General features: G+C 67.0%; 25 protein-coding genes. 16 read left to right on the forward strand and 9 right to left on the reverse strand.

All coding sequences use genetic code 11. The features are described 5' to 3' along the window. The first annotated feature begins 62 nt into the window (after window positions 1–62). From rbfA to EGY25_RS06740, 6 genes are all read left to right on the forward strand, one after another. Window positions 63–533 (forward strand): 30S ribosome-binding factor RbfA, encoded by a 471-nt coding sequence (gene rbfA, locus EGY25_RS06715; RefSeq protein WP_135194255.1) that lies wholly within the window; start codon window positions 63–65, stop codon window positions 531–533. 134 nt (window positions 534–667) lie between these two features. Next, window positions 668–1,600 carry a tRNA pseudouridine(55) synthase TruB gene (gene truB / locus EGY25_RS06720; RefSeq protein ID WP_135194256.1) on the forward strand — a complete coding sequence of 311 codons (933 nt, stop codon included), beginning with the start codon at window positions 668–670 and terminating at the stop codon, window positions 1,598–1,600. Window positions 1,601–1,673: 73 nt separating this feature from the next. Beyond that, window positions 1,674–1,943 carry a 30S ribosomal protein S15 gene (gene rpsO, locus EGY25_RS06725; RefSeq protein ID WP_135194257.1) on the forward strand — a complete coding sequence of 90 codons (270 nt, stop codon included), beginning with the start codon at window positions 1,674–1,676 and terminating at the stop codon, window positions 1,941–1,943. A 243-nt stretch (window positions 1,944–2,186) separates the two neighbouring features. Further along, entirely contained in the window at window positions 2,187–4,424 is a 2,238-nt protein-coding gene (gene pnp / locus EGY25_RS06730; protein ID WP_135194258.1) for a polyribonucleotide nucleotidyltransferase, read from the forward strand. Window positions 4,425–4,581: 157 nt separating this feature from the next. Beyond that, window positions 4,582–6,414, forward strand: a complete 1,833-nt coding sequence (locus tag EGY25_RS06735) for a DUF885 domain-containing protein (RefSeq protein ID WP_135194259.1) — start codon at window positions 4,582–4,584, stop codon at window positions 6,412–6,414. A 79-nt stretch (window positions 6,415–6,493) separates the two neighbouring features. Then, window positions 6,494–8,296 (forward strand): DUF885 domain-containing protein, encoded by a 1,803-nt coding sequence (locus tag EGY25_RS06740; protein WP_135194260.1) that lies wholly within the window; start codon window positions 6,494–6,496, stop codon window positions 8,294–8,296. On the opposite strand, the gene EGY25_RS06745 is transcribed toward EGY25_RS06740, so the two are convergent. The 3 genes from EGY25_RS06745 to EGY25_RS06755 are packed head-to-tail and all read right to left on the reverse strand — an operon-like array spanning window position 8,293 to window position 10,555. Further along, window positions 8,293–9,201 (reverse strand): NAD(P)/FAD-dependent oxidoreductase, encoded by a 909-nt coding sequence (locus EGY25_RS06745; protein ID WP_245159382.1) that lies wholly within the window; start codon window positions 9,199–9,201, stop codon window positions 8,293–8,295. The two genes, EGY25_RS06740 and EGY25_RS06745, sit on opposite strands and share 4 nt — an antisense overlap. Beyond that, window positions 9,198–10,346 carry a DUF1176 domain-containing protein gene (locus tag EGY25_RS06750; RefSeq protein WP_135194262.1) on the reverse strand — a complete coding sequence of 383 codons (1,149 nt, stop codon included), beginning with the start codon at window positions 10,344–10,346 and terminating at the stop codon, window positions 9,198–9,200. Before EGY25_RS06750 ends, EGY25_RS06745 begins: the two co-directional genes overlap by 4 nt. Next, entirely contained in the window at window positions 10,343–10,555 is a 213-nt protein-coding gene (locus EGY25_RS06755; protein WP_135194263.1) for a DUF2945 domain-containing protein, read from the reverse strand. Before EGY25_RS06755 ends, EGY25_RS06750 begins: the two co-directional genes overlap by 4 nt. A 308-nt stretch (window positions 10,556–10,863) precedes the next feature. Here EGY25_RS06755 and EGY25_RS06760 point away from each other — a divergent pair, with 308 nt between their 5' ends. The 3 genes from EGY25_RS06760 (at window position 10,864) to EGY25_RS06770 (ending at window position 13,481) form a co-directional block, all read left to right on the forward strand. Further along, the gene (locus EGY25_RS06760) at window positions 10,864–12,084 is read left to right on the forward strand and encodes an NADP-dependent isocitrate dehydrogenase (RefSeq protein ID WP_135194264.1); all 1,221 of its coding nucleotides are present in this window, start codon (window positions 10,864–10,866) and stop codon (window positions 12,082–12,084) included. 220 nt (window positions 12,085–12,304) lie between these two features. Then, window positions 12,305–12,880, forward strand: a complete 576-nt coding sequence (locus EGY25_RS06765) for a DUF2939 domain-containing protein (RefSeq protein WP_209308011.1) — start codon at window positions 12,305–12,307, stop codon at window positions 12,878–12,880. A gap of 46 nt (window positions 12,881–12,926) precedes the next feature. Continuing rightward, window positions 12,927–13,481, forward strand: coding sequence for a DUF2939 domain-containing protein (locus tag EGY25_RS06770; protein WP_135194266.1), 555 nt, complete (start codon window positions 12,927–12,929; stop codon window positions 13,479–13,481). 396 nt (window positions 13,482–13,877) lie between these two features. Here the strand turns inward: EGY25_RS06770 and alaS are convergent, their stop codons facing one another. The 3 genes from alaS to EGY25_RS06785 all read right to left on the reverse strand — a co-directional run bounded on the left by alaS (window position 13,878) and on the right by EGY25_RS06785 (window position 18,107). Next, complete coding sequence (alaS, locus tag EGY25_RS06775; RefSeq protein WP_135194267.1) at window positions 13,878–16,529, reverse strand: alanine--tRNA ligase; 2,652 nt, start codon at window positions 16,527–16,529, stop codon at window positions 13,878–13,880. An 85-nt stretch (window positions 16,530–16,614) separates the two neighbouring features. Further along, window positions 16,615–17,475, reverse strand: a complete 861-nt coding sequence (locus EGY25_RS06780) for a pirin family protein (protein WP_135194268.1) — start codon at window positions 17,473–17,475, stop codon at window positions 16,615–16,617. A 38-nt stretch (window positions 17,476–17,513) separates the two neighbouring features. After that, entirely contained in the window at window positions 17,514–18,107 is a 594-nt protein-coding gene (locus EGY25_RS06785) for a hypothetical protein (protein WP_135194269.1), read from the reverse strand. A gap of 207 nt (window positions 18,108–18,314) precedes the next feature. Between EGY25_RS06785 and sdhC the strand changes: the two genes are divergently transcribed. From sdhC to EGY25_RS06805, 4 genes are read left to right on the forward strand one after another with little or no spacing between them, the layout of a single operon-like run. Continuing rightward, window positions 18,315–18,779, forward strand: a complete 465-nt coding sequence (gene sdhC, locus EGY25_RS06790; protein WP_209308012.1) for a succinate dehydrogenase, cytochrome b556 subunit — start codon at window positions 18,315–18,317, stop codon at window positions 18,777–18,779. Continuing rightward, window positions 18,776–19,180: a succinate dehydrogenase, hydrophobic membrane anchor protein gene (gene sdhD, locus EGY25_RS06795; RefSeq protein ID WP_135194270.1), complete on the forward strand. Its 405-nt coding sequence runs from the start codon at window positions 18,776–18,778 to the stop codon at window positions 19,178–19,180. Before sdhC ends, sdhD begins: the two co-directional genes overlap by 4 nt. Window positions 19,181–19,187: 7 nt before the next feature. Further along, a complete protein-coding gene (gene sdhA, locus EGY25_RS06800; protein WP_135194271.1) occupies window positions 19,188–20,972 on the forward strand; it encodes a succinate dehydrogenase flavoprotein subunit in 1,785 nt (594 codons plus the stop codon). Between the two features lies 1 nt (window position 20,973). Continuing rightward, the gene (locus tag EGY25_RS06805) at window positions 20,974–21,768 is read left to right on the forward strand and encodes a succinate dehydrogenase iron-sulfur subunit (RefSeq protein WP_135194272.1); all 795 of its coding nucleotides are present in this window, start codon (window positions 20,974–20,976) and stop codon (window positions 21,766–21,768) included. A 45-nt stretch (window positions 21,769–21,813) separates the two neighbouring features. Here the strand turns inward: EGY25_RS06805 and EGY25_RS16495 are convergent, their stop codons facing one another. Both EGY25_RS16495 and EGY25_RS16500 read right to left on the reverse strand, forming a co-directional pair. Beyond that, a complete protein-coding gene (locus EGY25_RS16495) occupies window positions 21,814–22,191 on the reverse strand; it encodes a PIN domain-containing protein (protein WP_167762505.1) in 378 nt (125 codons plus the stop codon). Continuing rightward, window positions 22,188–22,418, reverse strand: coding sequence for a hypothetical protein (locus EGY25_RS16500; protein WP_167762506.1), 231 nt, complete (start codon window positions 22,416–22,418; stop codon window positions 22,188–22,190). Before EGY25_RS16500 ends, EGY25_RS16495 begins: the two co-directional genes overlap by 4 nt. 78 nt (window positions 22,419–22,496) lie before the next feature. Between EGY25_RS16500 and EGY25_RS06815 the strand changes: the two genes are divergently transcribed. Genes EGY25_RS06815 through EGY25_RS06825 form a run of 3 tightly spaced genes read left to right on the forward strand, consistent with a single transcriptional unit; the run spans window position 22,497 to window position 24,029 of the window. Then, window positions 22,497–22,817 (forward strand): 2Fe-2S iron-sulfur cluster-binding protein, encoded by a 321-nt coding sequence (locus EGY25_RS06815; RefSeq protein ID WP_135194274.1) that lies wholly within the window; start codon window positions 22,497–22,499, stop codon window positions 22,815–22,817. Window position 22,818: 1 nt separating this feature from the next. After that, window positions 22,819–23,685, forward strand: a complete 867-nt coding sequence (locus EGY25_RS06820) for a kinase (protein ID WP_209308013.1) — start codon at window positions 22,819–22,821, stop codon at window positions 23,683–23,685. Next, a complete protein-coding gene (locus EGY25_RS06825) occupies window positions 23,682–24,029 on the forward strand; it encodes a PilZ domain-containing protein (protein ID WP_135194275.1) in 348 nt (115 codons plus the stop codon). Before EGY25_RS06820 ends, EGY25_RS06825 begins: the two co-directional genes overlap by 4 nt. Here EGY25_RS06825 and EGY25_RS06830 read toward each other — a convergent pair. Then, the gene (locus EGY25_RS06830; protein WP_135194276.1) at window positions 24,026–24,880 is read right to left on the reverse strand and encodes a haloacid dehalogenase-like hydrolase; all 855 of its coding nucleotides are present in this window, start codon (window positions 24,878–24,880) and stop codon (window positions 24,026–24,028) included. The genes EGY25_RS06825 and EGY25_RS06830 overlap by 4 nt on opposite strands. Between the last annotated feature and the right edge of the window lie 4 nt (window positions 24,881–24,884).

Consider the following 24,884-nt stretch of genomic DNA (forward strand, 5'->3'; position numbering starts at 1 on the left):
GCCCGACTTTCGCTTATCCGGCCGGGTCCGAGCCCCGGCGGGCGAACAAGAAGGAGAGGCCGATGGCCCACAAACAATATACCCGCAGTTCCTCCACCTCTAGCCCGGCGGGAAAAGCGCCCAGCCAGCGCCAGCTGCGCGCCGGCGAGCTGATCCGTCACGCCCTGGTCGACATCCTGCGCGAGGAGGACATCCGCGACGAAGCCCTGGCCGACGTGTCCATCACCGTGACCGAGGTGCGCCTGTCGCCGGACCTGAAGCACGCCACCTGTTTCGTCGAGCCCCTGGGCGCCGGCGTTGAGGCCGCTGCGACCAACGGCCATGAGAGCGAGATCATCAAGGCCCTGAACGTCCACGCCAAGTTCATCCGCGGTCAGCTGGGTCGTCGGCTGGACATGAAGTTCACGCCCGACCTGAAGTTCCGCCACGACGAGAGCTTCGGCGCCGCCAACCACATGGACAAGCTGTTCGCCGATCCGCGCATCCAGGCCGACCTCGCGGCCCGCGACGACGAAGGAGACGACGCCCAATGATCCTCCCCCGTCCTTCACGGGGGATGGGGACCGCGCGCAGCGTGGTGGAGGGGGCGACCCCAGACACCGGCCTTGCGTCCGCCCCCTCCACCGCTGCGCGGTCCCCCTCCCCCGCTGCGCGGTGGAGGATCTAGATGGGCCGTCGCAAGAAGGGCGACATCGTCGACGGCTGGGTCTGCCTGGACAAGCCGTTCGAGATGGGGTCGACCGAGGCTGTCAGCCGCATTCGCCGACTGTTCAACGCCCAGAAGGCCGGTCACGCCGGGACGCTGGACCCGCTGGCCAGCGGCATCCTGCCCATCGCGCTGGGCGAGGCGACCAAGACCGTGCCGATGATGATGGAGGCGCAGAAGGTCTATCGCTTCACCATCAACTGGGGCGTCTCGACCGACAGCGTGGACCGAGAGGGCGAAATCATCGGCCGTTCCGATGTCCGCCCCACGGTCGAGGCGGTAAAGGCGGCGCTGCCGGCCTTCGTCGGCGAGATCGACCAGACCCCGCCCCGCTTTTCAGCCATCAAGGTGGACGGCGCGCGGGCCTATGACCTGGCCCGCGACGGGGTGGAGTTCGAACTTCAGTCCCGCCGCGTGACCATCCATTCGGCCGAGGTCAGCGATGCGCCGGACGCCGACCACGTCGAACTGACCATCCGCACCGGCAAGGGCGTCTATGTCCGCTCGCTGGCGCGCGACCTGGCCGTCGTGCTGGGCGCCGAGGGTCATGTGTCGGCCCTGCGGCGCGAGCTGGTCGGGCCGTTCAGCACGCAAAACGCCGTCACTCTGGATTCTCTGGAGGAAATGGTGCATAGGGGCGCCGCCTCGGAAGGCTTGCTTGCCGTTGCGACCGCTCTGGACGACATCCCGGAGCTGGCCGTGACGGAACAGGACGCCTTCTCGCTTCGGCAGGGACGCCCGATCGTTCTGCTCCCCCGTCAGGTGGAAACCCTCAAGGATCGTCTTCGCGACGGTTCGCGCACGGTTTCAGCCTTTCAGGGCCAGACCCTCGTCGCACTCTGTCAGTTGCGGGCCGGCCGGTTAGAACCCGACCGCGTTTTCAATCTTTCCTGATCGCCTGATCAGGGGACTCCAACCCGGCCTCAAGTAGCGCGAAAGCGCGGTAGGCCATCAAGGGAGACTTTCGATGTCGGTTACTGCTGAACGCAAGCACGAGATCATCGCCGATAACGCCCGCACCGCTGGCGACACCGGCTCGGCCGAGGTTCAGGTCGCGATCCTGTCGGAACGCATCGCCAACCTCACCGAACACTTCAAGACCCACAAGAAGGACAACCACTCGCGTCGTGGCCTTCTGAAGATGGTGTCGCAACGTCGCCGCCTGCTCGACCACCTCACCAAGGTCGACGCCGACCGCTACCAAGCGCTCATCGCCAAGCTGGGCCTGCGTCGCTAAGGCGTCGGATCAGTGTAGAATACGCTTTCGAGGCGCGGACGGTCACGTCCGCGCCTCGTTGTGCAACTAGACACGACCTGTGCGCCGCAGGACTTACGGCGCAGTTGCGAGGGCCATGCCGGTCCTCTCCCGGTCGATCGCGATGGCGCGGCGACCTCTGGATCGAAGGACTGAACGCCGACGCATCCGCCCCATGATGGGACCCCGCGCGGAATACGCCGCCCGGGATACGAAAGACGAAATATGTTCGATATCAAACGCAAGACGATCGACTGGGCCGGACGCCCGCTGACCCTGGAAACGGGCCGCATCGCTCGCCAGGCCGACGGCGCCGTGCTGGCGACCTACGGCGAGACCGTGGTTCTGGCCACCGTCGTCTATGGCCGCTCGCCCAAGCCGGGCCTGGATTTCTTCCCCCTGACGGTCAACTACCAGGAAAAGACCTTCGCCGCCGGCAAGATTCCGGGCGGCTACTTCAAGCGTGAAGGCCGTCCGACCGAGAAGGAAACCCTGGTTTCCCGCCTGATCGACCGTCCGATCCGCCCCCTGTTCGTCAAGGGCTTCAAGAACGAGACCCAGGTCGTCGTGACCGTGCTGCAGCACGACATGGAGAACGATCCGGACATCGTCGGCCTGGTCGCCGCCTCGGCCGCCCTGACCATTTCGGGCGTGCCCTTCATGGGCCCCATCGGCGCCGCACGCGTCGGCCTGATCGACGGCGAGCTGGTGCTGAACCCGCATATCGACCTGATCGCGACCTCGGAGCTGGACCTGGTGGTCGCCGGCACCCAGGACGCCCTGATGATGGTCGAATCCGAAGCCAAGGAGCTGTCGGAAGAGAAGATGCTCGAAGCCCTGATGTTCGCGCACGCGGGCATGCAGCCGGTGATCGACGCCATCATCGAACTGGCCGAACACGCCGCCAAGGAGCCCTTCGACTTCCAGGCCGAAGATCACTCGGGCGTCGTCGCCTCGATCAAGTCGCTGGTCGGCGAAGACATCAAGGCCGCCTACACCCACGCCGGCAAGTACGACCGCCGCTCGGGCGTCGACGCCGCCAAGAAGACCGCCGCCGCCAAGCTGGTGAAGACCGACGAGAACCCCGACGGCGTCGACGGCTCCAAGTTCTCGGCCGCCTTCAAGGAATGCGAAGCCGAAGTCCTGCGTCGCGACATCATCGAGAACGCGCACCGCGTCGACGGCCGCGCCCTCGACAAGGTTCGCGCCATCGTGTCGGAAGTCGGCGTCCTGCCGCGCACCCACGGTTCGGCCCTGTTCACGCGTGGGGAAACCCAGGCCCTGGTCGTCGCCACGCTCGGCACCGGCGAGGACGAGCAGTACATCGACAGCCTGTCGGGCACCTACAAAGAGAGCTTCCTGCTGCACTACAACTTCCCCCCCTATTCGGTGGGTGAAGCGGGCCGCATGGGTTCGCCCGGCCGTCGCGAGATCGGTCACGGCAAGCTGGCCTGGCGCGCGGTTCGTCCGATGCTGCCGAGCAAGGAAGACTTCCCCTACACCATCCGTCTGGTCTCCGAGATCACCGAGTCGAACGGCTCGTCCTCGATGGCCACGGTCTGCGGCGCTTCGCTGGCTCTGATGGATGCGGGCGTTCCGCTGATCCGTCCGGTCTCGGGCATCGCCATGGGCCTGATCCTGGAGCCGTCGGGCGAGTTCGCCATCCTGTCGGACATCCTGGGTGACGAAGATCACCTGGGCGACATGGACTTCAAGGTCGCCGGCACGTCGGAAGGCATCACCAGCCTTCAGATGGACATCAAGGTCGCCGGCATCACCAAGGAGATCATGAAGCAGGCTCTGACTCAGGCTTCGGCCGGTCGCCTCCACATCCTGGACGAGATGTCCAAAGCCATGGACGCGCCGCGCACCGAACTGGGCGAGCACGCTCCCAAGATCGAAACGGTCAAGATCCCGGTCGACAAGATCCGTGAAGTGATCGGTTCGGGCGGCAAGGTCATTCGCGAGATCGTCGAGAAGACCGGCGCTAAGATCGACATCGGCGATGACGGCACCATCAAGGTCGCCGCCAACGACCAGGAGAAGATCGACGCCGCCAAGGCCTGGATCCAGTCCATCGCCTCGGAGCCGGAAGTCGGAACCATCTACTCCGGCAAGGTCGTCAAGGTCGTCGATTTCGGCGCCTTCGTGAACTTCTTCGGCGCCAAGGACGGCCTGGTCCACGTGTCCCAGATCGCTCTGGAACGCGTCGCCAACCCGGCCGACGTCCTGTCGGAAGGTCAAGAAGTGAAGGTCAAGTTCCTGGGCTTCGACGATCGCGGCAAGACCAAGCTGTCGATGAAGATCGTCGATCAGACCACGGGTGAAGACCTGACCGACAAGATCAACGCCGAACGCGCCGAGCGTGGCGAAGAGCCTCTGTCGGACGACACCGGCGGCCGTCCCAAGCGCGAAGGCGGCGGTGATCGTGGTGGCGATCGCGGACGTCGTCGTCGCGACTAAGCGACCGCGTATCCAAGACTGATGAGGCCCGGCGGAGTGATCCGCCGGGCCTTTTTCTTTGGCCGGCGTGCAGAGATCGGGGGCCTGTCTGGAATTTCACTTGCCGCGCCCGCGCCTGCGGTCTCCATTGCCCCATCCAATTTCGAGGGGCCGCTCCATGTTCGATCGTCGTCGTCTTCTTCAGTCCGCCGCGCTGGGCGCCGGTTTCGTCGCCGTGGGCGGCCCCGCCTTCGCCCGACAGGCGTCCGCTGCTCAGGGCGACGCCGCCGCCCAGCTCAAGACCTTCATGGACGCCACGTTCGAGCAGACGTTGGACAAGAGCCCCGAGGTCGTCACCATGTTCGGCCTGGACAAGGGCGACCGCGCCGCCGCCAAGTCCAAACTGACCGCGCCCACCCGCGCAGAGGAAGACGACCAGCGCGCCTTCACCCGTCGCCAGCGCGCCGAACTGGCCCGGATCGACCGCACCAAACTGGATGCCCGCAACGCCAACTATTACGACAGTCTGGCCCAGAATCTGGACGGGGTGATCGCCACCTACGACATCCCCTATGGCCAGGGCGGATGGCCCAATCCGTACCGGGTCAGCCAGCAGGGCGGCGCCTATCAGTCCACGCCGGACTTCCTGGCCAATCAGCACACCATCGAAACGGCCGCCGACGCCGACGCCTATGTCGCGCGGGTCAACGCCTTCGCCGACGTGCTGCTGGCCGAGACGGACCGGGTGAAGGAGGAATATGCGCTGGGCGTCATTCCGCCCGACTTCATTCTGGCCAAGGCGATCCGCCAGCAGGACGGTTTCCTGTCGACCCCGGCGGCGACCTCGCCCCTGGTTCAGTCGGTCGTCGATCGCGCGCGCGCCAAGGGGCTGACCGGCGACTGGGGCGCACAGGTCGAACGTCTGGTGACCGAGCGGGTCTATCCGGCTCTCGCCGCCCAGAACGCGGTGCTGAAGGCCGCCCAGCCGAACGCCGTGCACGAGGCCTCGGTGCGTCGCCTGCCGCAGGGCGAGCAGTATTACGCCAACAGTCTGCACTACATCACCACGACCCGGCTGACGGCCGACGAGATCCACCGCACCGGCGTCGAACAGATGGCCGATCTGACGGCGCGCGCCGATGTGCTGCTGAAGGCGCAAGGGTTGACGCAGGGCTCGGTCGCCGAGCGGATCAAGGCCCTGGGGGACGATCCGAAATACGTCTACGCCAACACCGACGCCGGCAAGGCCGAGTTGATCGACAAGCTGAACGCCCAGATGGCCGACATGCAGGCGCGGCTGCCGAACGCCTTTGGCCGGTTGCCCAAGGCCAAGGTCGAGATCAAACGCGTCCCGCCCGAGATCGAGGCCGGCGCGCCGATGGGCTACTACAACTCGCCCAGCCTGGATGGGACGAGGCCCGGCATCTACTGGATCAATCTGAAGGACACGGCGGAATGGCCGTCGTGGACCCTGCCGACCCTGACCTATCACGAGGCTGCGCCGGGCCATCACCTCCAGATCAGCCTGCAGCAGGAGAGCGAGTCCGCGCCCCTGTTGATGAACCTTCTGGGCTTCTCCAGCTATGTCGAGGGCTGGGGTCTGTACGCCGAGCAGCTGGCCGACGAGATGGGCGCCTATGAGAACGACGCGGCAGGACAGATCGGTTACATTCAATCGCTGATGTTCCGCGCCGCCCGCCTGGTGGTCGACACTGGCATCCATTCCAAGGGCTGGAGCCGTGAGGAGGGCATCCGCTACATGATGGAGGCTTACGGCGATCAGGAGGGCGCGGCGACATCGGAGGTCGAACGCTATTGCGGCTGGCCCGGCCAGGCCTGCGCCTACAAGGTCGGACACAACGAATGGGTCCGCCTGCGCGAGAAGGCCAAGACGACACTGGGGCCGAAGTTCGACATCAAGGGCTTCCACGACACCGCCCTGGCCGCCGGCGGCGTGCCGTTGTCGGTGCTGGAGCGGATCGTGGACGGCTGGGTCGCGACGCAGGCGTGACCCACAGACCGTAGCGGGCCATAGTCGCAGATAAGCAGGGATGCGCCGGCGCGGCGCTCCCGTCACCGGAGTTCATCGCATGATCGATCGTCGCCGCCTTCTGCTGACCGCCGCAGCCACAGCTGCAGTCGCGCCGTCCCTGGCTCAGGCCCAAGCCGCCGCGACCGATGCGGATGGGCGGCTGAACAGCCTGCTGGACGGCTGGTTCGAGGCGGACATCGAGGAGAACCCGGAGGGCGCGACGAACCTGGGTCTGGACCGGGGCGCGCGAGCAGGGCTGTCGTCCAGGCTCAGCGAGGCGGGACCGGACGCCATCCGCAAGGATCGCGCGAAGGCCGTAGACCGCTGGGGTCAGCTGAGCGGCTTCGATCAGGCCGGCCTGTCGCCGGCCGGGGCGCTGAACTACGCCATCGCCGCCTTCGGGGCGGAGACGGCGGCGCAGACGGCGCGCTTCGACTATGGGGCGGGGCCGGGTCGGCCGTCGCCCTATATCGTGACCCAGCTTTCGGGGGCCTATTTCAGCACGCCGGACTTCCTGGACAACCAGCATCGGATCGAGGACGCGGCGGGGGCAGACGCCTTCCTGTCGCGGCTGGAGGCCTTCTCGGGCGTGCTGGAGGGCGAGACGGCCAAGGTCCAGGAAGACGCCGGTCTGGGCGTGATCCCGCCGGACTTCATCATTGACCGGATGCTGCCGCAGATCCGCACCCTGCGCGACACGCCCGCCGCCGACATGGCCATGCTGAAGTCGCTGGCGCGCAAGACGGGCGGGCTGAACTTGACCGGCTACGACGCCCGCGCCGCCGCCATCGTGGACCAGAAGATCAAGCCGGCCCTGAGCGCCCAGATCGCGGCGCTGGAGGCGTTACGCCCACGCGCGACCCATGACGCGGGGGTCTGGCGCCTGCCGGACGGCGAGGCCTTCTATGCCGCCGGGCTGAAGGCCAACACGACCACCACCCTGTCGGCCAAGGAGATTCACGCCCTGGGCCGCGAACAGGTCGCCGAGATCAGCGCCGAGATCGACGCCATCCTGAAGGCCCAGGGCTATACGCAAGGCACGGTCGGCGAACGCATTCAGGCCCTGAACAAGGAGCCGGCTCAGCTGTTCGCCAATACGGATGAGGGCAAGGCCGAACTGCTGGCCTGGCTGAACCAGCTGGTCGCCGATCTGGAGCCGAAACTGCCGCAGGTGTTCGGCCGCCTGCCCAAGTCCCACGTCGAGGTCCGGCGCGTGCCGGTGTCGATCCAGTCGGGCGCGCCGGGCGGCTATTACCAGGGACCGCCGCTGGATGGGTCGCGGCCGGGCGCCTATTACATCAACCTGCGCGACAGCGGGAACTGGCCGCGCTTCGCCCTGCCGACCCTGACCTATCACGAGGCGTCGCCGGGGCATCACCTGCAGGTGGCGCTTCAGCGCGAGTCCGGCGAGCTGCCGCAATGGCGCCGCGCGGGCGGCTTCTCGGCCTATAACGAGGGCTGGGCCCTGTATGCCGAGGCGGTGGCGGCCAACGATCTGGACGTCTATGCGGCCGATCCGCTGGGCCGGGTCGGCTTCCTGATGTCCTATCTTTTCCGGGCCGTGCGGCTGGTGGTGGACACCGGCCTGCATTCCGAGCGCTGGAGCCGCGAACAGGCGGTCGAATATATGGCGGCCTCGGGCGCCAAGCCGCTGGATGCGTCGAACAGCGAGATCAACCGCTACTGCGTCTGGCCCGGCCAGGCCTGTTCCTACAAGGTCGGCCACACCGTGATCGCCCGCCTGCGCGAACAGGCCGAGGCCAGGCCCGGATTCGACCTGCGCGCCTTCCACGACAAGGTGCTGGAGAATGGCTCCCTGCCCCTGGCGGTGCTGGAAAAGATTGTGAGTGGGAAAGCCTAGTCGGCGACGGTCAGGCCGTCGGCCTGGCGCAGGCGGTTGTGGATGTCGGTGGCGGCGACGGCGGCCTCTGCGGTCGCCACGGCGATCTGGTTGAGGCCGCGCACGACGTCGCCGGCGGCGTAGAGGCCCGGCACGCTGGTCGTCTGGTGCAGATCGACCTCCAGCCGACCGTCGCCCGACAGGCGCGCGTCCAGACCCTTGGCCAGTTCGGCGTTCGGCGAAGTTCCGAGGGCGGAATAGACCAGATCGAAGGCGCGGGTCTGGCCGCCCCAGGTCAGGGCGGTCACGCGGTCCTGTTCCAGCTCCACCGCCTCCAGCGGCGCCAGGATCAGTTCGACGCCCAGCCTGTCCAGCTCGTCGCGGCGCGAGAGGGCGTCGGCGGAACCGATGTGGATCAGCGTCACCCGGTCGGAATAGGTGCGCATGAAGGCGGCTTCGCGCGCGCCCTTGTCGCTGTGGCCGATGACGGCGACCGCCTTGTCCGTGGCTTCATAGCCGTCGCAGATGGGGCAGACGCGGACCAGCGACCGTTGCACGGCGCGTTCCACGCCCGGCAGGTCGGGGTGATGATCGACGACACCGGTCGCCAGCAGCACGGCGCGGGCGTGGATGGCGCGGCCGTCCACCTGGGCGACGAAGCCGTCGCCGTCGCGGGCCAATGTCTCGACCCGGCCGGACATGACGACCGCCCCATATTCCTCGGCCTGTTCGCGCATTCGCTTCAGGATGTCCGAGCCGCCGATCCCTGCGGGAAAGCCCGGCATATTGTGGCTGACGGGAATCCAGCAGGCGCGCGGTTCGCCCGCGTCCACCACCAGGATCCGCCTGCGGAAGCGGCCGAGATAGGTCGCCGCCGTCAGACCGGCCGGACCCGCCCCGACGATCAGGACCTCCGGGTCGTTCACCGCGTGCGCCAGGCGACGGGCCAAAGGTCGGAGCGCACGCCCGCGCATTGGCCCATCGTGCTTTCCTCCGTCAGGACGAAGCGGTCGCCGGTCCAGACCCAGGTCTGGGCCGAGCCGCAGTCGCCGATGCCGCGTCCCTTGGCGAAGGCCGACAGGGTGCGGGTCTTGGGATCATAGGCCCCGTTGACGGTGGAGTTGTCGGCCATGACTGGGTCGACGCCAGGGCCGGCCGTTCCGGCGAGGATCGCGGGGCGGGGGTCACGACCGCCCGGTCCCGTCAGATACCAGTTGTGGGTGACGTTATAGGCCCCGGCACCGCACGGCACGCCCCACAGTTCCGTGCGGGCGTCCAGCCGGGCGGACATGACCATGTCGCTGATCGCCGGCATGGCCGATTCCTTCAGGCAGGTTCCGACCTCGGTGCGGGTGCGAAGGGCGGCGGGCACCGTCTGGTTCACGTCGCCGAAGCCGGCCTGATCCACGGCCGGCGCGGGCGTGACCGTCGGCAAGGGCGGGGCGACCGGGACGGTGGCGGCGGGACGGTCGCCACGGCGGATCAGGGCTGTGGTCGTGTCGAGGCGGCCCTGTTTCTCGTCGATCCATAACAGGGCGGCAGCGGCCCCGTGCAGGGAGACGTCCTGCGTGGAGGCGCCGCGAATGGTCATCACCTTGCCCTGAGCCATGGCGTCGATCGCAGCGCGGGCGTCGGTGCGGATTTCTCCAATCGGCGCTTCCGGTTCGCCCTCGGGGCTGAGCGTGGAGGCAAAGCCGCGACCGTCGATGGTCAGCGCGATCTGGCCGGGGCCCTTGGCGTCGCCGTCGGGCCAATAGCCGAACAGGATCTGGGGTTGGGCGTCGCGGCCGGGGGCCAGGGTGATGCGGACCCAGCCGGCGGCGAACTCGGGCGCGAAGCCGAAGGCCCAGCAGGTTCCGTCATTGCCGCAGGTCGCGCTCCAGTCGCGGAACTGTTTCGTCTCGGCGCGGATCTGAAGCACGGGAGCAGAAGCGGCGGCGCCGGCCGTCGCAGGCATGGCGGCCTTGGGCGCAGCGGGCGCCTTGGCGGCGTCCTTGTCGCCGCAACCGGCGACGGCGAAGGCGGACAGGGCCAGGACGGAAAGCGCGACGCCGCGAGACAGGGTCTTCATGCCTTTTTCAACTCCGACGGCTTGTGCGCCGCGCGCGCGCCGGTCTTGGCGCTCTCGACGATATACTCGGGATTGTCAGGCGAAGCTGCGACCTTGTGGCCCTTGATGCGCGTTTCGGAGGTGACCTTCTTTACGACCTTGCCGGTCGTCGTGCCCTGGCTGTGGTCCCACTTTACGCGATCGCCGGCCTTGAACGTCTTGTCGGGCATGGCTGCGCTCCCTGCTGTGTCGCTTCCTGTTCAGCGATCAGCCTGCGCATCAGTTCCGCATCGATCACGGGCGGGACTTCGCAGAAGGTGACGATCCACCGATCGACCAGTTCACGTTCTTCTTTCGTCATTCCATCGTCCGTCGCCGCCCTTGGGCCAAGGAGAAGCCCAGACCGGCCGAAGGGTTCAGCGTGGCGTCGAGGTTTTTCCGGGCGGGGTTAACGGACGGCGGGGTTTGCGTGGGCGCGCGGCCCCGCTATATCCCCGCCACGACATTCCTTCCCTACAGTCACAGGCGGACCGCACGCATGGCCAAGATCAAGGTCGAAAACCCCATCGTCGACATCGACGGCGACGAAATGACCCGCATCATCTGGCAGATGATCAAGGACAAGCTGGTCTTCCCGTTCCTGGATCTCGAACTGGACTACTACGACCTGGGCATGGAGCACCGCGACGCCACCGACGACCAGGTGACGATCGACGCCGCCCACGCGATCCAGAAGCACGGCGTCGGCGTGAAATGCGCCACCATCACGCCTGACGAGGCGCGCGTCGCCGAGTTCGGCCTGAAGAAGATGTGGAAGTCGCCCAACGGCACCATCCGCAACATCCTGGGCGGCGTCGTCTTCCGCGAGCCGATCATCTGCTCCAACGTGCCGCGCCTGGTTCCGGGCTGGACCCAGCCGATCGTCGTCGGCCGCCACGCCTTCGGCGACCAGTACAAGGCCACCGACTTCCTGATGCCCGGCCCCGGCACCCTGACGATCAAGTTCGTCGGTGAGGACGGCGCCGTGATCGAGCACGAAGTCTACAAGGCGCCGGGCGCCGGCGTGGCCATGGCCATGTACAACCAGGACGACTCGATCCGCGAGTTCGCCCACGCCTCGTTCGCCTATGGGCTGCAGCGCAACTATCCGGTCTATCTGTCGACCAAGAACACGATCCTGAAAGCCTACGACGGCCGCTTCAAGGACCTGTTCCAGGAAGTGTTCGACGCCCATTACGCCGCCGAGTTCAAGGCGCGCGGCCTGACCTATGAGCACCGTCTCATCGACGACATGGTCGCGGCGGCCATGAAGTGGTCGGGCGGTTTCGTCTGGGCGTGCAAGAACTATGACGGCGACGTGCAGTCGGACGTGGTGGCGCAGGGCTTCGGCTCGCTTGGCCTGATGACCTCGGTCCTGATGACGCCGGACGGCAAGGTGCTGGAGACGGAAGCCGCCCACGGCACCGTGACCCGCCACTATCGCCAGCACCAGAAGGGCGAGGCCACCTCGACCAACTCGATCGCCTCGATCTTCGCCTGGACCCGCGGCTTCAAGCACCGCGCCAAGCTGGACGACAATGCGGCCCTGGCGACCTTCGCCGACACGCTGGAGAAGGTGGTCGTGGACACCGTCGAGAGCGGCCACATGACCAAGGATCTGGCGCTGCTGGTCGGCGATCAACAGGGCTGGCTGACCACCGAGGGCTTCCTCGACAAGGTCGCCGAGAACCTGAAGACCGCCCTGCCGGACGTCGGCTGAGAGTAAGGGGGCGCCGGAAACGTCGCGAGGCGTCCGGCCCCCTCCACCGCTATGCGGTCCCCCTCCCCCGATGGGGGAGGATTGTCCGACCAAGCGTCCTGAAGTAGCCCGAAGGGCGATAGGACAAACAAGAATGAGCCCCCGTCGGAGCGATCCGGCGGGGCTTTTCGTTGTGTGATCGGCCGGGGCGTGCATGATCGGCGATAATGAGGAAGCGGTCGTGAAGCGTCTGTTCGGAAATCTGGTGCTGGCGGCGGTCGTGGCGGCGGTGCTGTCCTTCTTCGCCGCGCCCGCCGTCGCCTTCTTCGCCATTCGGTCGGCGGCCGAGGCGAACGACGTGGCGGGTCTGGCGCGGCTGATCGACTTCAACGCCGTGCGCCAGTCGCTGCGGCCGCAACTGGCGGGACGGCCCGAGGCGATGGCGCCCGCGCCGTCGTTCCTGGAAGACCCCATCGGCGCCTTCCGGCGTCAGATCGAACAGAACCCCATCCTGCGCCAGCCGGACGTGGACGCCTATCTGACGCCGGCGGCCCTGACGGCCCTGCTGCGCGGCGGGGGCCGTTACGCCAGCCAGAGGACGACGGCGGGCGTGGCGCCCGCGTCGGCCCAGGCGCGCAAGCCCTGGCCCAGCCCGGCCTACTGGAGCGTCAACCGGGCGCGGATGGCGGTGAAAGACCAGGGCGGGTCGCGCACCCTGTTCACCTTCGAGCGGCGCGGGCCGTTCGAATGGAAGCTGGTCCACATCGGCCTGCCCGACGGGACCGCGCCCGCCGTGACAGTGACGACGCGCCCGTAAGGCAACCGGGCGGTCGGGCGCCGCGTTGGCTTTTCAAGGAGACTGCATGAACCGCAAGATCGTCACCGGAGCCCTGATCGCCCTCGTCGTCGGCGTGGTCGTCGCCCTGTTCGCCTCGCCCTTCGTCGCCGCCCAGGCCCTGGTGCGGGCGGCGCGGACGGGGGATGCGGCGGGGCTGGAGCGGCAGGTGGACTTTCCGGCCTTTCGCGCCAGCCTGAAAAGCGAACTGAACGCGCGGGCGGCGCTGGAAATCCGCAGCCGGACCAAAGGAGATCGCGGTCTGGCGGCGCTGGGGATGCTGCTGGCCCCGTCGCTGGTCGAAGGCGCAGTCGATAACTTCGTCACGCCCCAGGGCATCGCCGCCATGGTGCGTTCAGGCGAGACGCCCGAGCCGGAACGGCCGGTCCCAGCCGACGACACGCCCGCCGCGCCCAAGGACAAGATCCATCAATCCTGGGCCTATCGCGGGATCAACACCTTCGCCGTGACCCTGACGCGCGACGACCGGCCGGACGACGCCCTGGTGCTGATCATGGAGCGGCGCACTCCGTTCACTTGGAAGCTGGCGGGGGTGGACCTAACGCCCGATCCAATGGGGTAAGACCGAGGTCGAAATTGCACTGCACCTCGAAAACGGGTGCAAAGTGCAAGATGGTGCAATTTCGATCTGGATAAAAACTGAGTGCAGTTGGTGCACTTTTGCTCTGCATGACGTCCCCCCATTCCGGCTGTCGATTATACGCGCGATCGGAGGAGCGTCAGGGTGGCGGACGCTGCTGCGACGTAAGTCGCTGAATAGCAAGCAAATTGCATCAAGAAATAGGATGGCTACCCACTCTCCCATAGGGAGAGGGCTTGAGCGCACGAGAGCGACAGCGATCGTCCTTGCGTGAAAGGGTGAGTGTCGGGTGGTGCGAACGGGCCCACCGGCCGACCCTCATCCGGCCCTACGGGCCACCTTCTCCCACTGGGAGAAGGGCGGTTTAAAAGACGGCGATCACCCCGCCAGCGCGGCCCTTACCGCCGCCAAGCCGTCCTCGGCCTTCGACCCATCCGGAGCGCCGCCTTGGGCGAAGTCGGGTTTGCCGCCGGCGCCTTGGCCGCCCATGGCGATGACGGCGGCGCGGGCCAGGTCGGCGGCGTTGACCCGGTTCGTCAGGTCAGAGGTGACGGCGACGGTGACGGCGGCCTTGCCCTCGGTGACGCCGATCAGGGCGACGACGCCGGTTCCGACCTGTTTGCGGAAGTCCTCGGCGACGCCGCGAAGACCCTTGCCGTCCACGCCGTCCAGGACGCGGGCCATCAGCTTGATCCCGCCGATCTCTTCAGGCGCAGCGGACGCCCCCGAGCCGCCGCCCAGAGCCAGTTGCTTCTTCAGCTCGGCGACCTGTTTCTCCAGCGTCTTGACCGAGGCGGTCAGGCTGTCGACGCGGGCCGGGACGTCGGCGGTCTGGACCTTGAAGCCTTGGGCCAGCGAACGGGCGACGCCGGCCTGGGCCAGCAGATACTGGCGTGCAGCCTCGCCGGTCAGGGCCTCGATACGGCGCACGCCGGCGGCGACGCCGGTCTCCTGAACGATCTTGAACAGGGCGATGTCGCCGGTGCGGGACACATGGGTGCCGCCGCACAGTTCGACCGAATAGGGGGCGTTGTTGTCTCCGGTCAGGGCGCGACCCAGGGTCAGAACCCGGACCTCGTCGCCGTATTTCTCGCCGAACAGGGCGATGGCGCCGGCCTCGATGGCCTCTTGCGGGGCCATCAGCTTCATCTCGGTCGGGACGTTCTGACGGATGACCGCATTGACCTCGGTCTCGATGGCCGAAAGCTCGGCCTCGGTCAGCGGGGCGCCGTGGCTGAAGTCGAAGCGGGCGCGTTCGGCATCGACCAGTTGGCCCTTCTGGGCGACTGCCGGACCGAGCACATTCTTCAGCGCCGTGTGCAGCAGGTGGGCGGCGGAGTGGTTGGCGCGGGTCGTGCGACGTTTCTCGGCATCGACCAACTGGGCCGCGCGGGTTCCGATCTCCAGCTTGCCGGCCGTGACCTGGGCCACCAGGACGTGCAGGTCGCCGGCGTGTTTGCGCACGTCGATGACCTCGGCTTCGCCGCCCGGCCATTCGATAATGCCGTGATCGCCGGCCTGGCCGCCGCTTTCGGCATAGAAGGGGGTGGTGTCGAACAACACTTCGACGATGTCGCCGGCCTCGGCCATCTCGACAGGGGCGCCGGCGTTCATGATGGCCAGGACCTCGCCCGAGCCCTCGATATTGTCATAGCCGGTGAAGACGGTCGGCCCCATCCGGTCGCGGATCGCCAGCCATTCATTGGTGTTGGCGGTCTGGCCCGAGCCCTTCCAGTGTTCGCGCGAACGCTGGCGCTGTTGCGCCATCGCCTCTTCGAAGCCGTCCACATTGACCGAGAAGCCGCGACGACGGGCCTCGTCCTGGGTCAGGTCCAGCGGGAAGCCATAGGTGTCGGACAGGGTGAAGGCCGTCTGCCCGTCCAGCATGTCGCCGGGACGGAAGCCCTGAACCGCCGTGTCGAACAGGGCCATGCCGCGGCCGAGCGTGGTGCGGAAGCGGACCTCTTCCTGCTTCAGCGTGTCCTCGATGAAGGGCTGGGCGCGGGCCAGTTCGGGATAGGCGTCGCCCATCTGAGCCACCAGGGTCGGGACCAGACGGTGCATCAGGGGATCGGCGGCGCCCAGCAGGTGGGCGTGGCGCATGGCGCGGCGCATGATGCGGCGCAGCACATAGCCTCGGCCTTCGTTCGACGGGGTGACGCCGTCGGCGATCAGGAAGGAGGACGAGCGCAGGTGGTCGGCGATGACCCGGTGGCTGGCGGCGCGCTCGCCGTCCGACTTGGTCGAGGTGGCGTCTTCCGAAGCGGCGATCAGGGTCTTGAACAGGTCGGTCTCGAACACCGAATGCACACCCTGAAGGACGGTGGTCATCCGCTCCAGCCCCATGCCGGTGTCCACGCTGGGCTTGGGAAGGTTGCGAACGATCTGATCGTTCTCCTTCTCATATTGCATGAAGACGTTGTTCCAGATCTCGACGTAGCGATCGCCGTCCTCGTCCGGCGAGCCGGGAGGGCCGCCGGGGATCTTGTCGCCATGATCCCAGAAGATTTCGGTGCAGGGACCGCAGGGACCGCTGTCGCCCATGGCCCAGAAATTGTCAGAGCCGGCGATGCGGATGATCTTGTCGTCGGAGAAGCCGGTGATCTTCTTCCAGATCGCGGCGGCCTCGTCGTCATCGATATAGACAGTGACCAGCAGGCGTTTGGCGTCCAGGCCGAAGTCTTGGGTGACCAGATTCCACGCCTTCTCGATGGCGTGTTCCTTGAAATAGTCGCCGAACGAGAAGTTGCCCAGCATCTCGAAGAAGGTCAGGTGGCGGGCGGTGTAGCCGACATTGTCCAGGTCGTTGTGCTTGCCCCCGGCGCGGACGCATTTCTGCGAGCTGGTCGCGCGCGGATAGGGCGGCTTAGACGCGCCGGTGAAATAGTCCTTGAATGGCACCATGCCCGCGTTGACGAAGAGCAGGCTCGGGTCGTTCTGCGGCACCAGCGGAGCCGAGTGCACCTTGGCATGGCCGTCCGCCGCGAAATAATCGAGGTAGGTGGCGCGGATCTCGTTCAGGCTGGGCATGTGGCGGTCTTCGGCTCGGCGGTCGCTAAGGAACCGGCGTCTTATAGGGTTTTGGCGGCGAGCGCATCACCTCCGCACGGCGCACTCAAACGCGTGGCGGCGGGCCGAACTTGCCGGACTGGTAGTCCTGGACCGCCTGGATGATCTCTTCGCGGGTGTTCATGACGAAGGGGCCGTGGCTGAAGACCGGCTCGCCGATGGGCTGGGCATGGCCCAACAGGACGACGGCGTCGGTCTGGGCCGTGATCTCGACCGTGTCGCCGTCGCTCAGGGCGGCGAGGTTCCATTGGGGCACGGGGGTTCCGGCGACGGCGATCTCGCCCTTGACGCCATACAGGAAGACGTTGCGGCCGGGGGCGACGGGGGTTTCGAACCGGGCGCCGGCGGGCAGGCGGACGACGGCCAGATGGATGTCGATCAGGGACTGGATCGGGGCTGCGACGCCAAACCATTCGCCGGAGACAGGCTCGACCGTGACGCCGTCCTCGGTGACGAAGGTCGGAATGTCGGACTTCTGCAGACCGACATAGTCCGGCTTGGTCATCTTCAGCCGCGACGGCAGGTTCACCCACAGCTGCAGGATCTCCATCGGCCCGCCGTCGCGCTTGAAGTCGGCCGGGGACAGTTCGGCGTGGATCAGGCCCGAGCCGGCGGTCATCCACTGGATGCCGCCCGCCTTGATGATGCTCTCGCCGCCGCCGGAATCGTTGTGGGCCAGTTCGCCGTCGAGGATGAAGGTGACGGTCTCGAACCCCCGGTGCGGGTGGGGGCCGAACGGCAGGCCGGCGTTGCCCGGCGCATAGGTTTGGGGCCCGTGGTGGTTCAGGAACAGGAAGGGATCGACCTGGTCCAGGCCCGGACCGGGCACGGGACGACGGGTCGTCAGATCGCCGATGTCGTCGCGGTGAGCGGGATGCAGGCGAAGGACAGAACGAGGCTGGGTCATTCGCCACATATAGGGTGGCGGATCGGCGCTGGCGAGCCTCAGCCTGCGCGAGAGACGGTCACGGGACGGGCGCGGCCGTTCTGGATCAGTTCGCCGGTCCAGCCCCTGGCGGCGGGTCGCAGGTGCAGCTCGCCGCCGGACAGGGGGATGACGGCGATGTCGCCGGCCCTGAAGACCGGGCCCGCGGCGCCGCCCTGGTCGGTTCCGGCGGGGAGATCCAGCCGACGCCAGGCGCCTTCGATCATCCGCCCCCCGCCGAGGTCGGTCAGAGCCAGGGACAGCAGGGGTTTTCCATCGGAGCTCGTTACGCGCCAGCGGCCGTCCAGAGGACCGCTGCGGGCGTCCGCGTCGATCTGGGCCTGGGCCACGCCCTGGTCATAGGCGATCTCTGCGTCGGTGGGGCTGACCTCGTAGTCGCCGACATAGGCGTTCACCTCGACGGGGGCGGTCAGGGGACGGCGGTGCCGATCCGTCGCGGCGTCGCCCTGCGCCTCTTCGCGGCCGAAGTCGGAGGGCGGTTCGAACGGACGGACGACCGGCGCCTGATAGGTCTCGGGCGTCGCGTCCAACAGACCCGTGGTCTGGATGGCGGGCTCCATGGCGACGGCGGCGATCAGGGCGAACAGGATCATGAGGCCCACCGTGCCAAATGCCGACCTGTATCGGCTAGCCGTCGATCGGCCTGCGAACGCAAACGTGATCCGCCGTGATGGAACCTGCGTAAGAGCGGCAATGCGTAGATGTTCGCCGCTGTGCGTTGACACCGGCCCCCCAGGGTCACAAAAGCCTTCGCAACCGCACACGGCGATTGAATTCATTCGCTTTTGAGAACCATTCGCATGACCCAGCCCAGCCCGACGCCGGGTGGCGCCTCTAGCGACCGGACCGGTCGCTTCGTCACCCAACCGAACGGTCACACCGCGCCTCTGTCGCCCCATATGAGCGTCTGGCGCTGGCACGTCACCATGACGGCCTCGATCCTGTTCCGGGCCACGATCATCGCCGCCACGGTCGGCGCGCTCTTCGTCATCGGCTGGCTGGGCGCAATGGCGTTCGGGGCCGAGCACTACGCCTGTTTCGCCTCGCTGGCGGGTTCGCCGCTGGGTCTATTCATCGGCTTCGGCCTGACGGTGGTGCTGTTCTCCTTCATTTTGAACGGCGCGCGTCACACCTATAACGACACCGGCAACGGCCTGACGGTGAAGTCGGCGACGCTGTTGTCCAACATCGCCGTCTGGGCGCCGGTCCCGCTGGCCGTGCTGTTCTGGGTCGTCCTGTTCGCTGTCGGGAGGGTCTCGCTGTGAGCGGCGCCGCCAAGTTCAAGAACAACGTCAAGGTTTCCGAGCGCCACGGCGCCGGCGAATGGCTGATCGAGCGGGTGCTGCTGGTGGCTCTGCTGCCGCTGGGCCTGTGGGCCGCCTCGACCGGCTTCACCCTGGCAGGCGCCGGCTATGACGCCGTGCTGGCCTGGTTCGCCAATCCGCTGAACGCGGGCATGCTGGCCATAACCGTCGTGGTGTTCTTCGGCTATGTCAGCCTGGCCTGGAAAGTGATCCTGGAAGACTATGTGCCCAGCGCCGGAACGCGCGGCCTGCTGGTGACCTTGCTCAACGTCGTCTTCCTCGTGCTGGCCGCCGCCAGCGTCTTCTTCATCGTGCGGCTGGCGCTGGGTTCTGCGCCGCTGCCCGCCGGCTTCGGAGCCTGATCCCGTAATGGCTGCTTACGAACTTATCGACCACGAGTACGACGTCGTCGTCGTCGGCGCTGGCGGTTCCGGCCTGCGCGCCGCATTGGGCGCCGCCCAGCAGGGCCTGAAGGTCGCCTGCGTGACCAAGGTCTTCCCGACCCGCTCCCACACCGTCGCAGCGCAGGGCGGCATCTCCGCCTCGCTGGGCAATATGGGCGAGGACAGCTGGCAGTGGCACATGTACGACACCGTCAAGGGGTCGGACTGGCTTGGCGACCAGGACTCGATCGAATATCTGGTCCGTAACGCCCCCAAGGCCGTCTACGAGCTGGAACACTGGGGCGTGCCCTTCTCGCGCACCGAAGAAGGCAAAATCTATCAGCGCGCTTTCGGCGGCATGACCCGCAACTTCGGCGAAGGCCCGGTGCAGCGCACCTGCGCCGCCGCCGACCGCACCGGCCACGCCATCCTGCACACCCTGTACGGCCAGTCGGTGCGCCGCGAGGTGAAGTTCTTCGTCGAATATTTCGCGCTGGACCTGATCATGCAGGACGGGACCTGCACCGGGGTGACCGCGCTTCAGCTCGACAACGGTCAACTGCACCAGTTCCGCGCCAAGATGGTGGTTCTGGCGACCGGCGGATACGGCCGCGCCTACTTCTCGGCCACCAGCGCCCACACCTGCACCGGCGACGGCAACGCCATGGTGCTGCGCGCCGGCCTGCCGCTGCAGGACATGGAGTTCGTCCAGTTCCACCCCACCGGCATCTATGGCGCCGGCTGCCTGATCACCGAGGGCGCACGCGGCGAGGGCGGATACCTGACCAACTCGGAAGGCGAGCGCTTCATGGAGCGCTATGCGCCGACCGTGAAGGACCTGGCGCCGCGCGACATGGTTTCGCGCTCCATGACCATCGAAATCCGTGAAGGTCGGGGCGTGGGTCCGAACAAGGACCACATCTTCCTGCACCTGGACCACCTGGATCCCAAGATCCTGCACCAGCGCCTGCCGGGCATTTCCGAAAGCGCCAAGATCTTCGCCGGCGTGGACGTGACCAAGGAGCCGATCCCGGTCCTCCCGACCGTCCACTACAACATGGGCGGCATCCCCACGAACTATCACGGCGAAGTCCTGACGCTGCGCGACGGCAATCCCGACAGCGTGGTTCCGGGTCTGATGGCCGTGGGCGAGGCGGCCTGCGTCTCGGTGCACGGCGCCAACCGCCTGGGCTCCAACTCCCTGACCGACCTGGTGGTGTTCGGCCGCGCCGTCGGTCTGCGCTGCGGCGAGGTGGTGGACAAGGCGTCCGCCGTGCCGTCGGCCTCCAAGACCCAGACCGACGCCCACCTGGCCCGTCTGGACCGCTTCCGCTTCGCAGACGGCTCGACCCCGACCGCCGAGCTGCGCCTGTCGATGCAGAAGGCCATGCAGGCCGATGCGGCGGTGTTCCGCACCGGCGAGACCCTGCAACAGGGCACCGACAAGCTGCGCGCCATCGAGGCGGCCGGCGCCGACATCAAGACCACCGATCGCGGCCTGATCTGGAACACGGATCTGATCGAGACGCTGGAATACGACAACCTGATCGCCCAGGCGATGGTCACCATCGAGGGCGGTCTGAACCGCACGGAATCGCGCGGCGCCCACGCCCGCGAGGACTTCCCCGACCGGGACGACGCCAACTGGATGAAACACACCCTGGCGTGGAAGCGTCCGGGCGAGCAGGTCCAGATCGATTATCGTCCGGTCCACAACTACACCATGTCCGACGACATCGCGTATATCGAACCGAAGGCGCGGGTTTACTAAGATGGTCCAGCTTACTCTCCCCAGAGGCTCCAAGCCGACGACGGGCAAGGTCCACAAGGCCGCGCCGGGTTCCAAGGACGTCAAGACCTACAAGGTCTATCGCTATGACCCCGAGGTCGATGCGGACCCGCGCTGGGACACCTATGAGGTGCCGACCGGCGACCACGGTCCGATGCTGCTGGACGCCTTGATCCACATCAAGAACACCATCGATCCGACCCTGTCGTTCCGGCGGTCATGCCGCGAGGGCATCTGCGGTTCGTGCTCAATGAACGTGGACGGGCGCAACGCCCTGGCCTGCACCAAGGGCTGGGACGAGTGCGCGTCGCACAACATCACCATCGCCCCCCTGCCCCACCAGCCGGTGGTCAAGGACCTGGTGACGGACCTGAGCCTGTTCTACGCCCAGTACGACTCGATCCAGCCCTACCTCCAGTCGGACGAGCCCGACCCGGAGAAGGAACGGCTGCAAACCCCGGCCGAGCGCGAGAAGCTGGACGGTCTGTACGAGTGCATCCTGTGCGCCTGCTGCTCGACCTCGTGCCCCAGCTACTGGTGGAATCAGGAAGAATACCTCGGCCCGGCGGCCCTGCTGCAATCCTATCGCTGGATTTCCGACAGCCGCGACGACGCCACGGACAAGCGCCTGGACGATCTGGAAGACCCGTTCAAACTGTATCGCTGCCACACGATCATGAACTGCGCCCAGGTCTGCCCCAAGGGCCTGAACCCGGCCAAGGCCATCGCCGAGACCAAGAAGCTGATGGTCGCGCCGAGCCGCAAGAAGGCGGCCTGACTTCAAAACCCCCGGAGCACCGCTTCGGGGGTTTTTTGTTGTCTTCTAATCGGCCAGCTTGAGCCCGCAGTGGGCGGCGAAATGACGAAAGTCGGAATCGCCGGAGATCAACGGAATTCCCGCATCAATGCAGGACTGGGCGATCAGGGCGTCGGCCAGCCGCGACTTGAGACCGCGCATCGCGAGCGCGCGGCGATTGAGCGCCGCTCTTTCCCAATAGCCGTCGATGACCGGCACGAGCGGCGCCGCGCCCAACAGGGCGTCGAGATCGCTTTCAGGCGACGGGGCGGACAGCAGTTCCGTCAGAACCAGCGGCGGCAGCACCAGCCGCTCGTCGCGAAGGGCGCGGCGAACTGCAGGGCGCGCGGGTCCATCAACGCCGTGCAGAAAATGCAGGACCGCGCTGGTGTCAGCGGCGATCAAACTGACCGATCCGATCCGTCCAGCGGCCGATCCTGGCGCAGGTCGTCGAGATCGACCTCCAATGGTGCGCGGCCTTCCAGGGCCAGCATGCGACGGCTCCAGTCCGAATGCGCCAGGGTTTCGAGCGCCCGACGCAAGGTTTCCGTCACGCCCTGGCCCGTCGCATCCTGAGCCGCCGCCAGGAGGCGGGATGGCAGAATGGCGGTGATCTTGCGCATGTCGTTCATGCGTCGATAATGCCATATACTGATGCTGGCGCCAACTTACGGCCTTGCGCCCGCGCGCCGGCTTGATATGAGCGGGCCATGGCCAGCATCACCTATATCGAGCATGACGGAACCGAGCACGTCGTCGACGTGAAGCCGGGGCTTAGCGTCATGGAAGGCGCGATCCGCAACAATGTGCCGGGGATCGACGCGGACTGTGGCGGGGCGTGCGCCTGCGCCACCTGCCATGTCTATGTCGATGAAGCCTGGCGCGAAGCGACGGGCAAGCCCAGCGCCATGGAAGAGTCGATGCTGGACTTCGCCGAAGAGGTCGAGCCGAACAGTCGTCTGTCGTGCCAGATCCGGGTCTCGGATGCGCTGAGCGGCCTGGTCGTGCGGTTGCCGCAGAACCAGCACTGAAATGGGCGAGCCGGGGCTGATCGAGAGGATCGGCCGCTGGATCGACCATTGGATCGGGCAGGCCGACCCAGCCGGACCGCCGCCGATCCTGGGGATCGCGGGATCGCAAGGGTCTGGAAAATCCACCCTGGCGCATGAGGTCGCCGAACGGTTCGGCGGGGCGACCCTGTCGCTGGACGACGTCTATCTGACCAAGGCGGAACGGGCCGATCTGGCGGGGCGGGTGCATCCGCTGTTCGCCACGCGCGGGCCGCCAGGCACGCATGACCTGGATTTGCTGCATCGGCTTTTGGCCCGGCTTTCGAGTGCGGGTCCGGACGACCGGACGCCGCTGCCCCGCTTCGACAAGCTGGCCGACGACCGGGCGCCCGAGGCGGACTGGACCGTCGTGAAGGGGCGGCCGAGGGTGATCGTGCTGGAGGGGTGGTGCCTGGGGGCGACGGCGCAGGCGGCGACGGCCCTGGTCGCGCCGATCAATGCGCTGGAAGCCGAGCAGGATGCGGATGGCCTGTGGCGGGGCGCGATCAATGATGTTCTGGCGCGGGACTATGGGCCGTTGCGCGCGCGACTGGACGCTTTGGTGTTTCTGAAGGCGCCGTCGTTCGATGTCGTGCTGGACTGGCGCTGCGAGCAGGAGGCGGGGCTGATGAAGCGCGACGCCGTGCCGCCTGGGCGGCGCGCGGCCCTGGCGGTCTTCGTCCAGCACTATGAGCGGCTGACCCGGCACATGATCGATGGCGGCGTCGCCGCCGACCTGATCGTCGATCTGGACCGGGATCGCCGGATTCTGGGCCTGGAGGGCGCGGATTTCCTCGCGGCGACAGGGGGCGTGGCGCCGGAGCCGGCATCGCGCGTTATCGCACCATGAGCCTGTTTGGATCCAAACCCGCCGCCACGGAAGACAGACGGTCGGCGACGCGTCGGCCGGCCAATGCGCGCGGCGTCGTCTGCGCGCCCGGCGTGGAGACGGCGTGTCTGATCGTGGATCTGTCGGACGGGGGCATGAAGGTGCAGTTGGACCGCGGGGCCGCCCTGCCGCGCGAGGTGGTGGTGGTCGATGTCGCGCAAGCCGTGGCCTATCCCGCGACCGTCGTGTGGCAGAGGACGAACGAGGCGGGCTTGAGACAGACCGGCGCCAAATCCCTGCGCGGCCTGGCGCCCGCCCGGCTGGTCGGCGCGCGAGAGGCCTGGCTGAGGGCCGGGGGCCGCTAAAGCCCGGCGGGCATCGATCCGGCGTTGATGGCGATACGGCCCACCAGACCCTTGACGATCAGGTCGAGGGCCGAACCCTCGCGGTAGTCAGCGGCGGCGACGAAGTTGACCCGGTCCTCCGAGATCAGGGAGTAGACCTTCTTCTGATCCTTCTCGTTCGAGCGCGGATCATAGACGGCGATGGAGAAGCCGCCCTTGGTGTGCATCATCTTCATGGTCGGCACGTCGGTGTCGCCGTCGCCGATGAAGATCATCCGGTCGAAGGGCACGGCGCGCTCGTCGTCGGGGATGAAGTGGTTGATACGCTCGTGCTCCCAGTGGTTCTTCACGCCCTTGTTGATGCGGAACAGATACTGGGTCTTGGTGGTGTAGTTGACGCCCACGGCCGGCCAGGCCGCCTCGCCCTTGTCGTCATAGACATAGTGGGAGGCGAAGACGTGGTTCAGGGCGGGGCGGATCGGCGTGCCGTCGATCATCTCCTCCAGCCCGGCCGAGATGATGTAGTGCTCGATATCCAGCCCGTATTTGGCGCCGAAGGCGTTCATCCGGTCGAACCAGCTGAGATCCTTCAGCCCCTCGAACAGGGCCACGGCCTCACCGTGCTGGCGCAGGGTTTCGCGCGTCACCGGGGCGCCGTTCTGGCGGGCGTGATGCAGCATCAGCTGCATGTACATCAGAATGCCGTCGCCGTCGGCGTCCTTGGTCAGGCGCTCGGCCTCTTCCCAAAACGCGCCGATGCCCATGCCCACCGACGGAATGAACGACACCTCCTGCATGTTGCCGCGCGCCAGGGTGCCGTCGAAATCATAGATCAGGGCGGTCTTCAGCAGCGGGGTCTTGGGTTCGGACATGAGG

Origin of the sequence: Brevundimonas intermedia (assembly GCF_004614235.1) — a bacterium.
Classification (GTDB): Bacteria; Pseudomonadota; Alphaproteobacteria; order Caulobacterales; family Caulobacteraceae; genus Brevundimonas; species Brevundimonas intermedia_A.

Excerpts from the sequence above, each read along its gene's own strand:
- EGY25_RS06815 (WP_135194274.1), top strand. The coding sequence starts at position 22,497 with ATGGCCAGCATCACCTATATCGAGCATGACGGAACCGAGCACGTCGTC.
- alaS (WP_135194267.1), bottom strand. The coding sequence starts at position 16,529 with ATGCCCAGCCTGAACGAGATCCGCGCCACCTACCTCGATTATTTCGCG.
- EGY25_RS06820 (WP_209308013.1), top strand. The coding sequence starts at position 22,819 with ATGGGCGAGCCGGGGCTGATCGAGAGGATCGGCCGCTGGATCGACCAT.
- EGY25_RS06760 (WP_135194264.1), top strand. The coding sequence starts at position 10,864 with ATGGCCAAGATCAAGGTCGAAAACCCCATCGTCGACATCGACGGCGAC.
- EGY25_RS06825 (WP_135194275.1), top strand. The coding sequence starts at position 23,682 with ATGAGCCTGTTTGGATCCAAACCCGCCGCCACGGAAGACAGACGGTCG.
- EGY25_RS06750 (WP_135194262.1), bottom strand. The coding sequence starts at position 10,346 with ATGAAGACCCTGTCTCGCGGCGTCGCGCTTTCCGTCCTGGCCCTGTCC.
- EGY25_RS06785 (WP_135194269.1), bottom strand. The coding sequence starts at position 18,107 with ATGATCCTGTTCGCCCTGATCGCCGCCGTCGCCATGGAGCCCGCCATC.
- EGY25_RS06805 (WP_135194272.1), top strand. The coding sequence starts at position 20,974 with ATGGTCCAGCTTACTCTCCCCAGAGGCTCCAAGCCGACGACGGGCAAG.
- rbfA (WP_135194255.1), top strand. The coding sequence starts at position 63 with ATGGCCCACAAACAATATACCCGCAGTTCCTCCACCTCTAGCCCGGCG.
- pnp (WP_135194258.1), top strand. The coding sequence starts at position 2,187 with ATGTTCGATATCAAACGCAAGACGATCGACTGGGCCGGACGCCCGCTG.
- sdhA (WP_135194271.1), top strand. The coding sequence starts at position 19,188 with ATGGCTGCTTACGAACTTATCGACCACGAGTACGACGTCGTCGTCGTC.
- truB (WP_135194256.1), top strand. The coding sequence starts at position 668 with ATGGGCCGTCGCAAGAAGGGCGACATCGTCGACGGCTGGGTCTGCCTG.
- EGY25_RS06755 (WP_135194263.1), bottom strand. The coding sequence starts at position 10,555 with ATGCCCGACAAGACGTTCAAGGCCGGCGATCGCGTAAAGTGGGACCAC.
- EGY25_RS06770 (WP_135194266.1), top strand. The coding sequence starts at position 12,927 with ATGAACCGCAAGATCGTCACCGGAGCCCTGATCGCCCTCGTCGTCGGC.
- sdhC (WP_209308012.1), top strand. The coding sequence starts at position 18,315 with ATGACCCAGCCCAGCCCGACGCCGGGTGGCGCCTCTAGCGACCGGACC.
- EGY25_RS16500 (WP_167762506.1), bottom strand. The coding sequence starts at position 22,418 with ATGAACGACATGCGCAAGATCACCGCCATTCTGCCATCCCGCCTCCTG.
- EGY25_RS06735 (WP_135194259.1), top strand. The coding sequence starts at position 4,582 with ATGTTCGATCGTCGTCGTCTTCTTCAGTCCGCCGCGCTGGGCGCCGGT.
- rpsO (WP_135194257.1), top strand. The coding sequence starts at position 1,674 with ATGTCGGTTACTGCTGAACGCAAGCACGAGATCATCGCCGATAACGCC.
- EGY25_RS06780 (WP_135194268.1), bottom strand. The coding sequence starts at position 17,475 with ATGACCCAGCCTCGTTCTGTCCTTCGCCTGCATCCCGCTCACCGCGAC.
- EGY25_RS06830 (WP_135194276.1), bottom strand. The coding sequence starts at position 24,880 with ATGTCCGAACCCAAGACCCCGCTGCTGAAGACCGCCCTGATCTATGAT.
- EGY25_RS06740 (WP_135194260.1), top strand. The coding sequence starts at position 6,494 with ATGATCGATCGTCGCCGCCTTCTGCTGACCGCCGCAGCCACAGCTGCA.